Here is a 14,679-nt window from a genome sequence, read left to right on the forward strand (position 1 = left end):
AAACGTGCTTATGATAACGGGTTAAGCACAAATCAGAATTATCAAAATAATCCGATAATCACTCAACGTTAAACAGGATGTGACTATGAAAAAACACTTTAAACTAGCAGCGCTATCCCTTGCTGTACTATCTACATCAGCATTTGCACAAGAAAGTGCTGAACCAGAATACAAACATTGGCTTGGCCTTTCAGGTATGTACTACAACACTGACGTATCTCGCCCTCTTAATCAAGGTGTGGCAGATGACGGCCGAGGCATTAGCTTCGAATACGGTTTTCGTTTTACCCAAACGTGGGCAGCGCGTGCCGAGTTTACTTCACTAGATTTAGACTACGTTGGCGGTAATAGCGATATTGGCGAAATGGTAGGTGTAGATGCACTATACTTCATGCCAAACGATGCATGGTACGTGTTTGGTGGTGTTAAGCGCCAAGCAGTATTTGAATCAACTACACTTGGTAACATTGGTATTGGTAAGCACTGGGATGTTGCTGATTCAGTTAGAATCGTAACTGAAATTGCTGCATATCATGACTTTGGCGAAGACTATAACGACTACAGCGTTAAACTTGGTTTTGCTGTTCCTTTCGGTAAGAGTACGCCAGCAGCACCAAAAGACAGCGACAACGACGGCGTAGTTGATAGCCGCGATCAGTGTTCAATGACACCTGCAGGCGTTCGTGTTGATGCTACTGGTTGTAGTGTAGACAACGATAACGACGGCGTAATGAACAGCGTTGACCAGTGTCCAAACACACCTGCTGGCACTACAGTAGATGCTATGGGCTGTGCAATCAAAGACAGTGACAACGATGGCGTAGTAGATAGCAAAGATATGTGTGCTGACACAGCTGCTGGTGTAGAAGTTGACGCTAAAGGGTGTACAGTTTACGCAGAAGAGTCTGTAGAAATTACTCTACGTGTTCTTTTTGACAACGAAAGTGCGGTAGTGAAAGCGCCACGTGATCCAGAGATTTCTGAATTTGCGGCATTCATGAAAGAATACCCAAGCACAACAGCAATCATTGAAGGTCACACTTCAGCACCAGGTGCAGCATCGTACAACATGGCTCTTTCTAAGCGCCGTGCGGCTTCTTTCAAAGATGTAATGGTTGATATGTACGGTATTGATGCAGGTCGTCTTGCAACTGAAGGTTTCGGTGAAACACAGCTGCTAGATACAGCTAACAACGCTGAAGCGCATCGCGTAAACCGTCGCATATCAGTGACAGTTAGCGGTACAGTAAAAGTTGCTGAAGAAAAGTAATAGTAACGAAAACGAAAAAAGGCGCCTTTGGCGCCTTTTTTATTATCTACTCTTTTTTACATTACACGTTAGTGCATAGTCGCAATTTAATAATCGTCAGCGAGTGCTGGCCCTGCATAATTATCAAAACGCGAAAACTGACCTTGGAATGTTAGTCGTGATGTACCGATTGGGCCGTTACGCTGCTTACCAATAATAATTTCTGCAATACCCTTATGTTCACTGTTTTCGTGGTAAACCTCATCACGGTATATAAACATAATTAAATCGGCGTCCTGCTCGATTGAACCTGACTCACGAAGGTCAGAGTTTACCGGACGTTTGTCAGCACGCTGCTCTAGCGTGCGGTTTAGCTGAGACAATGCCACCACGGGTACTTCTAATTCTTTTGCTAATGCTTTTAATGAACGCGAAATTTCTGCAATTTCCAGCGTACGGTTATCGCTTAAAGAGGGAACCCGCATTAATTGAAGGTAATCAATCATAATAAGACTTATCCCGCCACGCTCTCGTGCTAGCTTTCTAGCGCGACTTCGAACGTCCATGGGGGTTAAGCCCGACGAATCATCAACAAATAGGCTGTCTTTGTCTTTCAACATGGCCATTGTATTTGAAATTCTTGCCCAATCCTCGTCATCCAATTGAGCAGTACGAATCTTGGTTTGGTCAACGCGACTCAACGAGGCCAGCATACGCATCATGATTTGTTCAGAAGGCATCTCTAAACTAAACACCAGTACCGGCTTTTCTTCAGCCATCATGGCGTTTTCAACCAGGTTCATTGCAAAGGTGGTTTTACCCATGGAAGGACGTGCTGCAACAATGATTAAATCTGAAGGTTGAAGCCCACTGGTTTTCTTGTCTAAGTCGGTAAACCCTGTGGTTACACCGGTTACTTCTTTGTTGGTCTTTACCAAGGCTTCAAGGCGGTCTATCGTTTTGCCTAATACCGCTTCTACGTTTCGAGGACCTTCATTTTCTCCGGTTCGACGCTCAGCAATTTCGAATACTTTGCTCTCGGCTAAATCGAGTATGTCCGCACTGTCACGGCCTTCCGGATTATATCCGACCTCAGCAATTTCATGGGCAACACCAATAAGTTCGCGCGTAACAGCACGCTCGCTAATGATCTGCGCATAAGACACGACATTCGCAGAACTAGGGGTATTCTTTGCAAGCTCACCTAAGTAGGCAAACCCGCCCGCATCGTCTAATTCGTCATGTCGCTCTAATTCTTCAGAGACGGTAATAAGATCTACTGGATTACTGTTGTTGAGTAATCGCGTTATCGCTCGGTAAATAATTTGATGGGAACGATTATAAAAGTCGCTATCGGTAACGAGCTCGGCGACTTTATCCCAACTTTCACGGTCGATAAGCATACTACCAAGAACAGACTGCTCCGCCTCAATACTGTGAGGGGGAACCTTCAACTTCTCTATCTTGTTATCGCCTTGCGAAGGGAACGCCACTACATTTACCTGTAAGATTGGAAAAAAACTATCTTACCATTATGCGCTTTTGTGCGACATGGAACAACAAAGTATATCGATAATGATGATCAGTTGTTCAAATAATATGCTTTAAAAAGTATGCTTTTATCCCGCCCCTTGTAAAGATATTTAACGTGTTTTTTCAACCTTGAAGAAGGCATTATCCGTTGAGATGTAGGCAAAACTATAGGGTTGAAACACTAATTCTGAGCCGAAATTTGGTATCTGGTTAGCACACTCAAGCGTAACGTGTGTTATTGCCCCATCATCGAAACCCAGTTCGTTACTTGGCATAGCAAAAGACGCTTCAAACTGCTCTGTGTTTAACGAGGTGACATGGTAGATTGGCGAATCGCATTGCGCTTGATTAAGTTGTGCAGAAGTTTGCGATAATTGAATAGATCGCCCCAATAGTAATGCACTGTTATCGTCGGCAGGGCTATCCACTTGCTGATAAGCATCGGTGACTATCCATGTTCCCTCAAAATAAGCAGGTTCTTTAACTGCACAACCTAGCGTTACTGCGCTAAGCGTAATTGCTGCCGCTATTAGACCGTGAAAACGCCAGAAACGTTTTACGTGATGTACCACTCTCACCTATTTTCTCCTCATCCATAATGTCTAACGTTGAAACTAACCATCTTCGCTTTAGTTTTTGATGGTTGCCACGCTAAAAGTAATGCGGATATCAACAACCTTTTTTGTATCGGTTGTAATACCCGCATTCAGTCTTAATAGAAAAATATGGTCTAATAGTTATTTTTCAAGCTAGTAAATGAATTAACCTATTTATAAGACATTCATTTTTGGTCTAGCGCAATGCGGCCGTGAACGGTGGAGATATCAACGTTCCCTCGTCCTCCATTATTGGTAAAGCGCAACCAGCTGCTTGGCCCGTACTTTGGCTCTTTCACTTCGTCTTTGCTCAGTTTATTTATGATATCGCCGCCCGCATGCGCTTCAATATCAAATTGTGCAGACACGTCCTTTTGCAAATTGAAGTCCATCGCACCGCCCACCGAACTGGCTTTGACTGTGCCATTTTCATTCAGCACTAAATTTGCGTCTATACGGCCATTTACGGTAGTCACTCGCAACATATCAATAAGCGATAGCGCTAGCTCTATCCTGCCATTCACACTTTCAACCGATACGTCTGCGCTGGTTGTCTCCACCTTCATTCGCCCGTTTACCGACGCCACCGATATTGCTTCTTTTCCCTTATGCTGCAGTGCTATTTCACCATTGACGGTTTCCGCATTCACTCGACCTTCAACAGACGTTAGTGACAAATCGCCATTAACCGATTCAACATCAATATGCTGTGCTACATTATTAAGCGACACATCGCCGTTCACCACGTCGATGTCGACACCATTTCGTACTCCATCAAGTCGAACATCTGCATTCACGGCGCTATAATCAACGTCGCTGTTTGCAGGGACATAAATAACCAACTCATCGCCTTCATTATCTTTGCCCCACCAACCTTTTTTAGCCCGCTCTACTTCGACATGGATAACAACAACATCGCCCTGCTGTTCAAAGGTAAACTCTTCGGTACTGTCGCCTAATTCTCCCGTCACTTTTACTTGGGGTTTATCCCAAACACGGATATCAGCTTGACCATTTACATGTTGAATATCTATTTTAGGTGACGACGAAGTATCTAAGGTTTTATCAATTTTTTCGCCGCTATAAGCAGACGCTGAAAGTAAAAGTGTACTAGTGATAAGCGTATTTGAAAGCACGCGAATCGGACGTTTAAAGGTTGTAAATAACATAGTGTAGCCTCTTATATTTGTTGCCATTTGGGCGCGTGCACTCGCTCAATCAGGGCAATTTGCTGTTGATATACATGATGAAGCATACGTATTAACGCCGTGTTGTTCGGATCGTTTTTTAACGCCTGTTTTACGGCGCTCGCTGCCTCGTCTAATTCATTAAGTTGCGCTTGCCAATCTTCGGTAAGCGCAGGGGTACGTTCAAAACTGGTCAAGAGCCGGCTAACCTGTGATTGTTGTTGCTGACTCATTTTTTCAATCAGTGCGTAAGTCTCTATCTCGTCATTATTCGGTGTGAACGCTGACGGCATTGCAAACCACAGTAAAGTAACCACACAAACGCTTGCCGCAATTGCGAACCATTGCCTATGAGATACGTGAGGTACGTTAGTTTCTTCATCAGTGTTTAGGCGCTGCGCTTCAATACCTAACTCAATACCTCGCCATAAATCGCGCTCAGGCTGCTTTGCTGGTTGTAGTGACGCGATACTGTCTTCTAGCGTCTTTTCGAACTTACTCATCATCACACCCCATCCACGTTTTTAGCAATTGCTTGGCGCGATGAAACTGCGCCTTGCTTGAACCAACGGCCATGCCTAACATTTTGGCAATATCCTCGTGGCGATAGCCTTCTATCGCGTGAAGCACAAATACCATTCGCGCGCGTTCTGGCAACCTCACTACAAGTGCTTCTAGATCAACATCTGTCGAGCACACCTCAGAAGGAAGCGACATTGCGCTACTCGTCTCTAACGTAAACATACGTTGCATCCAGTTACGCTGTTTACGCATGTAAGACACCGTGATGTTCGCAGTAACACTATGAAGCCACGTAGAGAACTTGCTTTGACCTCGGTAATTATCAAGTTTCTTCCAGAGCTGAATGAATACCTCTTGCGCGGCATCTTCAGCCAAGCCTTTATCGCCCGTTAGCCGATAACAAAGGCCATAAACATTACCTATATGTTTATCGTAGAGAGACTTAAACGCTTGCCTGTCACCCGCCTTTGCGGCAGATATACAACTGTTCTCATCACTCAAACCAAACACCGAAGTACGATGTACCGCGCGTTGTTGGGTAGGTTCCATGTCATTTTCACCAGTACGTTGCTAGCCATTGGATATTGTTTCGGCTTAACTATTTGTTAGTGTTAAAGTGTTAGTCGTACCCTATAGTAAAAAGGTTTAAATCCGTAAAACTTTTAAGGAGAAAATAAATGCTCACTCAGTTTACGGTTGCGGCACTTTTTGCCGGCAGTCCCGCGCCACTTGGCCCAAGAGGAGCCAAAACCAGTATTGTTAAGGCGCCAGTCAACGCCCTTACCGTGCACTCAACCCATACGGATGAAGATACTCAAACGAATAAACGCTTGCATGGTGGTCCAGAAAAGGTGCTGCACCAATACAGTCCAATAAACTACCTTACGCTAAAGAAACACTTCCCTGAGGGAGATTTTTCACCCGGCACAATAGGTGAGAATATCAGCGTTGATGGTATGGACGACGCAACGGTGTTTATTGGTGATGTTTGGCAGTTTGGCAATGTAGAGCTACAAGTCAGCGCACCACGCGCCCCCTGTAATAAAATCAACCAACGCTATGGTATACAAAACCTCGATCGCTTTGTGGGTGAACGTGGTATTACAGGTTGGTACTATCGGGTTTTAAAAACCGGCGTAATAAAGGTGGGAGACGACGTACGTTTACTTCATCGAGAAAACGACACGGTTAACATTCAAACGCTTATGCAATGTGCGCATACTAAGACAGACGCCGTCCTTGCCTCTACGCTATCCAAACTCACTGTGCTCGACGAAGAATGGCGACAAAAATGCGAAAAGATTAGCCGTCGCTAAAAAGGTGCAATAGCACGTGAGCGGAAAATACCGCCAAACTAGTGCGTTACGGCGACGTTTGGCGGTATTTTTATTATCAATATCACCTGTACTTACTCAGATGCACCTTTCCTAAAAACTCTTCAATACCCACGTCGTTAACGCCATCATTTTTTAAACTGAGTATTCTTTGATTTATCCAATAACTTACAGCATGGCAACTGCCCTATACGAGTATTTGCAATATCACTTAAATCGAATTCGCAATATAACTTAACTAAATGTTAACAACCTTTTTACATTATGTGTTTTTACGGTAGATTAGGTACTTATACGCATTCGTCCTTCGCTGGCATGTAAAGCAGTATGCTTGATTGGCGGGTTAATAATAAGAAACACAACAATATCTAAGAGAACGCACATGGAAAAACACCCCCTTCCTTTTTTTAAACGAAAGCCGCTGACTTTACTTATTGCATTAACGCTAGGTATGGGTGGCGCAAGTGTCGCTACAGCACAAGAGTCCACACCGTCCCAAACTCAAGAAACTGAGCAAGCAGATGATGGGCTTTATGAAGAGATTCTTATCACCGCTTCGAAAAGACAAACTGGGCTGCAAGCGACCCCTATTGCGGTTACGGTAACCAGTGGTGAAGATATAGAGCAAACTCAGGTTCTTGATATTCAGGATTTACAAGCGCTGGTTCCAACATTGCGTGTTACACCACTACAGCGCTCTAGTAACACAAACTTCTCTATTCGTGGTTTTGGTAATGGCACGAATAATACCGGTATTGAACCTTCTGTTGGTGTCTTTATTGATGGCGTATACCGCTCACGTGCCGCAGCCCAAATTGGTGACCTACCGCGCCTTCAACAAGTAGAAGTGTTAAGCGGCCCGCAAAGTACTCTATTTGGTAAAAATGCATCGGCAGGTGTTATAAGTGTTAGAACAGCTGGGCCATCTTTTGCTGAAGAGGGCAAAATAGAAGCCGGTATCGGAAATTATAATCAACGATTACTAAAAGGCTACTACACGAATTCAATTACCGACGAGTTGGCATTTAGTCTCTCTGGCGGTATCAACAAGCGCGATGGTTACACCGACAGCGTTGTTGGCCTTGACGATATGAACAACCGCGACAGATGGAACATTCGCGGTCAGGCTTTATATGAGCCAACAGAAAGTACGCGAATTCGATTTATCGCCGACTACAGTGAAATTGATGAACGTTGCTGTACCGTGGCGGATGTAATCAACGGTCCAACAACGGCAGCAGTGCGGGCACTTGGCGGTACGGTGCTTGATGTTGAGGATCAATTTGAGTTCAAATCGGCATTAAATAGAGATCCAAGCAACACCGTAGAAGATGGCGGCATATCGCTTCAAATTGATGTGGATTACGACAGCTTCACACTGACCTCAATTACCGCATTTAGAAATAACAAAAGTGATTACTTTGTCGATGTAGATTACACCTCGTTAGACATTTTAACTGAGGCTGGCGAAACCGATATTGACACCTTCACGCAAGAATTTAGGTTAACCTCTACTGGTGATAATCAATTTGACTGGATGGTAGGCGGTTTCTATTTCTCTGAAGAGGTTGATACTGGCGACGTGCTCAATTACGGGCCAGGAACTCGTCCGTACTTTAATGTATTAGGCTTACAGCCACTGCTTGAGCTTACAGAAGACTTTTATGCTCAGCCTCGCAATACCTTCTTTGCCGCAGACAACTTTATTGCGAGTAACTTCCTACAGAAAAATGATGCCTTCAGTTTGTTTGCCACTGTTGACTATGATCTTACTGAAAAATTAATAGCCACCGTTGGTTTGGCGTACACCGATGACGAAAAGGACGTTTCAGTAACATCAGTAAACAATGAAGCACTGTCGTCGATAGACTTTGATACCGACCCTACGGTATTTGGTGTACCAATGTCATTTATTCCAGATGTACAACCATTTATACCGACACTCAAAGGCGTACAGTTTTTACCGCCTCAACTTACCTTCCCTAATAACGTAGAATCGGGGAATACTAACGACAGCAAGACAACATGGAATGTTCGTTTAGCCTATGAAGTTAACCAAAACATAAACGTTTTTGCCACTGCGGCCACTGGCTTCAAAGCATCGTCTTGGAACCTATCAAGAGATACTCGTCCATTTGCAACTGACCAACAGGCACTTGAATCTGCTGGTATTACCCGAGCAAACCAAAGCTATGGTACACGATATGCAGGACCAGAAGAGTCTACGGTGTACGAATTAGGCCTAAAAGCACGGTTTAAGCGTGGTGCATTTAATGTCACCTTGTTTGACCAAACTATCGAGGGTTTCCAATCGAGTATCTTCGTAGGGACCGGTTTTGTTTTAGCAAATGCAGGTAAACAATCTACAAAAGGTATCGAGTTTGATTCGACAGTAAGTCTTACCGACAACTTAGTGTTTACTCTTGGTGGAACTATTCTTGACCCAATCTATGATTCGTTCGAGGGTGCAAATGGCATAAACGGCCCAACTGATTTATCAGGCACCATGCCTGCAGGAATTCATGAGCGCAGTTTTGTTGGTGGCCTAACGTATAACTTTGAACTAGATAACGGCATGTATGGATTCGTGCGTACCGACTATATCTACGAGAGTGAAGCGCAAATTGTAGAGAACGTTCCTGCAGAGCTTACCCGTGAAGTTGGAACATTGAATGCCAGTGCTGGCTTAACAATGGAAAACGGCGTTAGTGTTAAACTATGGGTTCGTAACTTAAATAATGATGAATACTTCTTGTCGGCGTTCCCACCGCCTATCCAAGCAGGTAGTTTCAGTGCATACCCAAATCAGCCGCGTACCTTCGGCGCGACGGTATCGTATGAATTCTAGGGAAATATAAAGGCAAAAAGCCCCCCAACACTGTCAATGTTGAGGGGCTTTTTTTATACGCCAGAAACAAAAAAGCCTGACTTGATATAAGATCAAAATCAGGCTTTTATTACAATGGTAAGACGTCTCAGTAAACCTGATTAATCAAACCGTTGTTTTTAATTTCAACGCTTACGCTTCAGCAATGATGATCACTTTGATAGAAGTGATTACGTCAGAGTGAATTTGTAGGTCGATGTCATACTCACCGGTTTCGCGAAGCGTACCAGTAGGTAGTTTAACTTCTGCTTTTTCAACTTCAACGCCAGCTGCAGTAATTGCATCAGCGATGTCGCGAGTACCAACAGAACCAAACAATTTACCTTCGTCACCAGCAGGAGCTGCAATAGTAACTTCAGCAAGTTCGTTGATTTTTTCAGCGCGTGCATTTGCAGCAGCTAGCTGCTCTGCAATTTTCGCTTCAAGTTCTGCACGACGTGCTTCAAACTTTTCAACGTTGTCTTTAGTTGCTGGAACTGCTTTACCCTGTGGGAAAAGGAAGTTACGAGCATAACCAGACTTTACAGTCACTTGGTCGCCCAAGCCGCCAAGGTTGGCGATTTTATCTAGTAGGATGATATTCATCTAAGCTATCCCTTAAGTTCGCCAGTTACTTGTGTGAATCAGTGTACGGAAGCAACGCTAGGAAACGCGCACGCTTGATCGCAGAAGACAGCTGACGCTGATATTTTGCGCTTGTACCAGTGATACGGCTAGGGACAATTTTACCGCTTTCGGTGATGTAGTTTTTCAACGTAGCGATATCTTTGTAATCTATTTCAGTCACACCTTCTGCAGTGAAACGGCAGAACTTACGACGTCTGAAAAAACGAGCCATGGGTGTTCTCCTTAAGCGTTGTCTTCAGTGGTTTCAGTTTTCTTTTCTGCGCGCTCTGGGCGAGGAGCAGAATCGTCACGACGCTCACGACGAGGCTCTTCTTTCATCATTGGAGAAGGCTCTGTTACAGCAGTCTTTGTGCGCATTACCATATTACGTAGGATAATGTCGTTGAAACGGAAAGCATTTTCCAGTTCATCAACAGCTTCAGCAGTTGCTTCAGCATTTACTAGTACGTAGTGGGCTTTGTGCAGCTTTTCAATTGGGTATGCCAGTTGACGACGGCCCCAATCTTCTAAACGATGAATCTGACCACCGTCTTGCTTAAGAATAGTAGTATAACGCTCGATCATACCAGGTACTTGTTCACTCTGATCAGGGTGAACCATAAATACGATTTCGTAATGACGCATTATAGCTCCTTACGGTTGTAGCCTCGACAGTACAGCCAACTGTATGGAGACAAGGAACGGATTTGGATGGCTGTAAGGGCGCGCATTATACGCACACCTTTTCTTTTGCACAAGCATTAATCAACCATCAACCCTCGCTTTGAATTAGTGAGAAGTACTTTCGTAAGTGTTAGAAGTAATGGTTGTTAACGGAAAACGAAAAGTGAACTCTGTCCCACTAAAGTCTGACGACACACTCAGTGTGCCTTGATGTGCCTTTGCAATCTCTGAGGCGATAAATAACCCCAGTCCCAACCCCTCTTTTTTCGTGCTGTTTTCGTTACGCCAAAAGGGCTGAAAAAGACGAGCCTTTGACTCATCAGGAATGGGGGTGCCACTATTTCGTACGCTAAGTATGAAGTCGTTTTGATTGGTGATGACTTTAACAAATATTGGATATGCTTCATCACCGTGGACCAAGGCATTTTTTAGTAAGTTAGAAAGTAACTGACCTACACGTTTTTCGTCACAGACTAATTCGCGGGTAATATCGAAATGCGTTTTTATTTTGCTTTGGGGGTAAGCGGTGGCTAGCTCTTCCACTGTGTAACTCAACTGTTGCGCTAAATCGGTAGCAAGTCCTGGTTGAACCGGCAACCCCTCTCCCATTCGACTATGAGTGAAGTCCATGGCGTCTTCGATGAGGCGAGCCATTCTTTGTACGCTATTTTTCATTCGCGAAACCGCCTTAAAAACGGGCACTTGCACCGAACTGGCTATTTGGCTGTCCTTTATTACGTCATCCAAAAAGCTTATGCCAATCTGAATAGAAGACAAAGGTGTCCGAATATCGTGACCGAGTATAGCGATATATTGCTCTTGTAAGCGTGCTCTATTTTTAGCGGCGTTGAGTTGATTGCGAGAGTGCTCAATCTCCTCGTTTAACAGTATTTGATTCGATATAAGCTCTGCAAAAGCACTGATTTGGCTGTGAGCGGCCTCGCTGCGTAGCGCTCTTGGCTCTGGATCTAAACCACAGAGTGTTCCAAAGAATTCACCATTGGCATCAAAGAGCGGGTACGAAAAGTAACTTTCAAAACCATACATGTTAGGAATAGGGCTATCACTATACTTATCGTCGGCCGAAGCATGGTTAATGACTATTTTTTCTTTGCTTGCCCGTACCGTTCTGCAAAACGTAGTCTCAATATCTAAATTATCGCCCGGAGACAATCCAAACTCAGCGTTGTCTAGCACTGCGCACATCGTCCATGTTTGTTCTGTGACTCTCGCAACACAAATAAAACGTAAATCTAGGCTACTGGCCAATATTTGCATTATATGAGGAATGGACGCTATTGCATCGATAGCTTGAATATCTCGTTGGCTTGTTTCGTTCATTGACACCTTTAATCTTCTTCCTGTGAGGGGAAACGCCGCTACTAGCGCTTCATTCCTTAGTTTTCATACACTTTTCGTGTTGCATCAGCATGCAAGTTTATTCAGTCACGCGGCGCAATGGTTAAGTGTACCTCAACCAACAAACTTATACTAAAGTATAATATGCGTTTTTTCTGATGGCTTGTGAAAAATATTATCAATACACTGTTTATTTATACAGCTTTTTATTGTACAGTTTTTGTGTATTCAATAATTAGGGGACCTACCATGGCCATTACCACACAGTATGTTGTTACGCACAAAGGGGTAGAAAAATTGGTAACTACCGATAAGAAAGAAGCTGATCAGTATGACAAAATGCTCGAGGCCGCTGACAATTTAGCAGAGTACATTCAGGCCAAAGGTATTGCTCTAGATGCGGGCTTAGCAGAAGAGTTAACAATTATGCTGTCTAAAAACAAAGACAAAGTAGCAAAAATCTTCAAGGGTGCATCTGCAGACAGTGTTTTGGAAGATGAAAGCGCTGAAGTGGTAAAGCTTAAAGCCAACGGATAAGGTTGGCTGGCTTTACACGTAGCGCTGTTATACCCTTTTCATATCGTCGTCATCATAAAAACCTTGTGTGGATAAAGCACATTAGGCTGTTAGCGAGAGCACCGTTGCTTTGGCTACATTAACAGGATGGATGTGTGAGCAGCGCTACCTTATCGTCTACATCAGCAATAGAAATAAGTAACCTCAACTTTACTTATCCTCTGTCCTCGGCAACGTTATGTCTGCCGAAGTGGTCAATTAACAAAGGTGAACACGTATTTTTATCGGGGCCATCGGGTAGCGGGAAAAGTACACTGTTAAACTTACTGTGCGGAACCCTTTCACCGACATCTGGTAATATCCAATTACTTGGTCGTCCGTTTTCATCATTGTCAGGCAGTAAGCGAGACAAATTTAGAGCGATGCATATTGGCGTTGTTTTTCAGCAGTTAAATTTAATCCCGTATTTAACGGTGTCTCAAAACATTCAAGCCGCAGTATATTTTGCATCGAGCAACAAGCAAGACCGACAGCACAAAATGCATTCACGTCTTTCTTTTTTACTAAACGCTTTACAGTTACCCGAAAATATTGCGAGTCAGCGCGCAGACTCTCTCAGCGTGGGACAGCAGCAGCGCGTCGCCATTGCACGTGCACTTATTAATGAACCTGAAATTTTAATTGTCGACGAGCCTACCTCTGCGCTTGATACAACTGCACGCGACATGTTTATGCAGCTACTTAAGCAAGTATCGATAAATAGTACGCTGTTGTTTGTTAGCCACGACCGTTCGCTTCAGCAGTATTTTGATATTCATAAAACGATGAATACCCTATGCAAAGGGGAATCAGCGTAATGTTAACCACCATCGCAATAGCGAGTTTAAGACAGCGAAAAAGTTCGGTTTTACTCACGCTAATATCGATCGTGATAAGCGTAAGTTTACTGCTTAGTGTCGAAACCGTTCGTCATCAAGTAAAATCTAGTTTCGCATCTACCGTTTCAGGTGTTGATATTATCGTTGGCGCACCAAGTGGAGATATCAATTTACTTTTATCTTCTGTCTTCAGAATTGGCTCGCCAACCAAAGCCATCTCGTATTCCAATATCGAGATGCTAACCGAGCATCAAGCCGTAGACTGGGTTATCCCGCTATCGCTCGGCGATACACATAACGGGTTTCGCGTTGTCGGCACCAGCAATGCTTACTTCAAGCACTTTATGTATGGAAATAAAACAGCATTGGAAATAACGCAAGGAAACGCATTCACCAGCCCTTTGTCTGCAGTGCTAGGCGCCGATGTCGCTACATCTTTGAACTATACGCTTGGTGACTCGCTTGTGTTAGCCCATGGGTTAGGTAACGTTTCTTTTAAGCAACACGCCAGCCACCCTTTTCTTGTATCAGGCATACTCGCCAAAACCGGTACACCTGTCGATAAAGCAATTTACGTAACCCTTGAAGGGCTCGATGCGGCGCATGATGCCCCCGCTACCGCGATTGCGCGAATAGGCAAACCGAAAACATCAACACCCCACTCCACTACACATGAAGTACATCATGCAACACCCCATTCTCACGACGATAATACTCAACATGAACAAGCGTTTCGCGATAACTCAGGTAGCGACAACGAAGGTTACACGCCGCAGGTAGTAAGCGTAGCAATGCTTGGGCTTAAAAATAGAGTCGCTGCACTTCAGCTCCAATACCAACTTAACCAAAATAAAACGGAGCCGTTATCGGCCATTCTACCCGGTGTTGTGCTTTCACAGCTGTGGAATATAGTGGGGAACATTGAAGGGTTATTATTAGGCATTTCGTTGTTAATTGTGATTGCTTCACTGTTTGGTTTAACCACCATGTTACTTGCCTCTATGCGTGAGCGACGTCACGAAATGGCGATTCTTAGAACAATTGGCGCATCACCTTTAACGTTACTTGTTTTAATTCAATTAGAAGCACTGCTCATCAGCTTGGCGGGGTGTGTAATTAGCGTACTTGTTGTCGCCACGCTACTGTTTACGACCAGTGATTGGATAGGTGATCATTACGGACTATTCCTGACCGGTAACATTTTTAATGTTGAGAGCCTCATCATTGTTACCGCCGTACTCACTGCAACACTTTTTATTGCATATTTCCCTGCTATTTCGGCATACCGGCAGGGCTTACATGTGGGGCTCAACAAAACGTAGCCCCAC

15 protein-coding genes are annotated in these 14,679 nt (G+C 44.1%); 6 read left to right on the plus strand and 9 right to left on the minus strand.

Translation table 11 applies throughout. The features are described from left to right. Nucleotides 1-85 precede the first annotated feature (85 nt). Nucleotides 86-1,270 (plus strand): OmpA family protein, encoded by a 1,185-nt coding sequence (locus ACOJRU_RS16240; RefSeq protein ID WP_421132761.1) that lies wholly within the window; start codon nt 86-88, stop codon nt 1,268-1,270. 86 nt (nt 1,271-1,356) lie between these two features. On the opposite strand, the gene dnaB is transcribed toward ACOJRU_RS16240, so the two are convergent. The 5 genes from dnaB to ACOJRU_RS16265 all read right to left on the minus strand — a co-directional run bounded on the left by dnaB (nt 1,357) and on the right by ACOJRU_RS16265 (nt 5,636). Beyond that, complete coding sequence (gene dnaB, locus ACOJRU_RS16245) at nt 1,357-2,742, minus strand: replicative DNA helicase (RefSeq protein ID WP_421132762.1); 1,386 nt, start codon at nt 2,740-2,742, stop codon at nt 1,357-1,359. A 150-nt stretch (nt 2,743-2,892) separates the two neighbouring features. After that, nucleotides 2,893-3,360, minus strand: a complete 468-nt coding sequence (locus ACOJRU_RS16250) for a hypothetical protein (protein ID WP_421132763.1) — start codon at nt 3,358-3,360, stop codon at nt 2,893-2,895. Nucleotides 3,361-3,563: 203 nt separating this feature from the next. Continuing rightward, on the minus strand, nt 3,564-4,547 hold the full coding sequence (locus ACOJRU_RS16255) for a DUF4097 family beta strand repeat-containing protein (RefSeq protein ID WP_421132764.1): 984 nt from the start codon (nt 4,545-4,547) through the stop codon (nt 3,564-3,566). 11 nt (nt 4,548-4,558) lie between these two features. Further along, on the minus strand, nt 4,559-5,068 hold the full coding sequence (locus tag ACOJRU_RS16260) for a hypothetical protein (protein ID WP_421132765.1): 510 nt from the start codon (nt 5,066-5,068) through the stop codon (nt 4,559-4,561). Next, nucleotides 5,061-5,636, minus strand: coding sequence for an RNA polymerase sigma factor (locus ACOJRU_RS16265; RefSeq protein WP_421132766.1), 576 nt, complete (start codon nt 5,634-5,636; stop codon nt 5,061-5,063). Before ACOJRU_RS16265 ends, ACOJRU_RS16260 begins: the two co-directional genes overlap by 8 nt. A gap of 128 nt (nt 5,637-5,764) precedes the next feature. Here ACOJRU_RS16265 and ACOJRU_RS16270 point away from each other — a divergent pair, with 128 nt between their 5' ends. Further along, nucleotides 5,765-6,403: an MOSC domain-containing protein gene (locus tag ACOJRU_RS16270; RefSeq protein ID WP_421132767.1), complete on the plus strand. Its 639-nt coding sequence runs from the start codon at nt 5,765-5,767 to the stop codon at nt 6,401-6,403. A 400-nt stretch (nt 6,404-6,803) separates the two neighbouring features. Next, on the plus strand, nt 6,804-9,269 hold the full coding sequence (locus tag ACOJRU_RS16275; protein WP_421132768.1) for a TonB-dependent receptor: 2,466 nt from the start codon (nt 6,804-6,806) through the stop codon (nt 9,267-9,269). 171 nt (nt 9,270-9,440) lie between these two features. On the opposite strand, the gene rplI is transcribed toward ACOJRU_RS16275, so the two are convergent. The 4 genes from rplI to ACOJRU_RS16295 all read right to left on the minus strand — a co-directional run bounded on the left by rplI (nt 9,441) and on the right by ACOJRU_RS16295 (nt 11,939). Continuing rightward, a complete protein-coding gene (rplI, locus tag ACOJRU_RS16280) occupies nt 9,441-9,893 on the minus strand; it encodes a 50S ribosomal protein L9 (RefSeq protein ID WP_421132769.1) in 453 nt (150 codons plus the stop codon). A 25-nt stretch (nt 9,894-9,918) separates the two neighbouring features. Continuing rightward, complete coding sequence (gene rpsR, locus ACOJRU_RS16285) at nt 9,919-10,146, minus strand: 30S ribosomal protein S18 (protein ID WP_012519954.1); 228 nt, start codon at nt 10,144-10,146, stop codon at nt 9,919-9,921. 11 nt (nt 10,147-10,157) lie between these two features. Further along, the gene (gene rpsF, locus ACOJRU_RS16290) at nt 10,158-10,559 is read right to left on the minus strand and encodes a 30S ribosomal protein S6 (RefSeq protein WP_421132770.1); all 402 of its coding nucleotides are present in this window, start codon (nt 10,557-10,559) and stop codon (nt 10,158-10,160) included. Between the two features lie 144 nt (nt 10,560-10,703). Beyond that, nucleotides 10,704-11,939 carry a GAF domain-containing sensor histidine kinase gene (locus ACOJRU_RS16295; RefSeq protein WP_421132771.1) on the minus strand — a complete coding sequence of 412 codons (1,236 nt, stop codon included), beginning with the start codon at nt 11,937-11,939 and terminating at the stop codon, nt 10,704-10,706. A 267-nt stretch (nt 11,940-12,206) separates the two neighbouring features. Here ACOJRU_RS16295 and ACOJRU_RS16300 point away from each other — a divergent pair, with 267 nt between their 5' ends. The 3 genes from ACOJRU_RS16300 (at nt 12,207) to ACOJRU_RS16310 (ending at nt 14,673) form a co-directional block, all read left to right on the plus strand. Beyond that, complete coding sequence (locus tag ACOJRU_RS16300; RefSeq protein WP_421132772.1) at nt 12,207-12,494, plus strand: YebG family protein; 288 nt, start codon at nt 12,207-12,209, stop codon at nt 12,492-12,494. A gap of 134 nt (nt 12,495-12,628) precedes the next feature. Then, nucleotides 12,629-13,330: an ABC transporter ATP-binding protein gene (locus ACOJRU_RS16305; RefSeq protein WP_421132773.1), complete on the plus strand. Its 702-nt coding sequence runs from the start codon at nt 12,629-12,631 to the stop codon at nt 13,328-13,330. Further along, complete coding sequence (locus ACOJRU_RS16310) at nt 13,330-14,673, plus strand: ABC transporter permease (protein WP_421132774.1); 1,344 nt, start codon at nt 13,330-13,332, stop codon at nt 14,671-14,673. Before ACOJRU_RS16305 ends, ACOJRU_RS16310 begins: the two co-directional genes overlap by 1 nt. Nucleotides 14,674-14,679 lie beyond the last annotated feature (6 nt).

Origin of the sequence: Alteromonas algae (genome assembly GCF_049117195.1) — a bacterium.
Classification (GTDB): Bacteria; Pseudomonadota; Gammaproteobacteria; order Enterobacterales; family Alteromonadaceae; genus Alteromonas.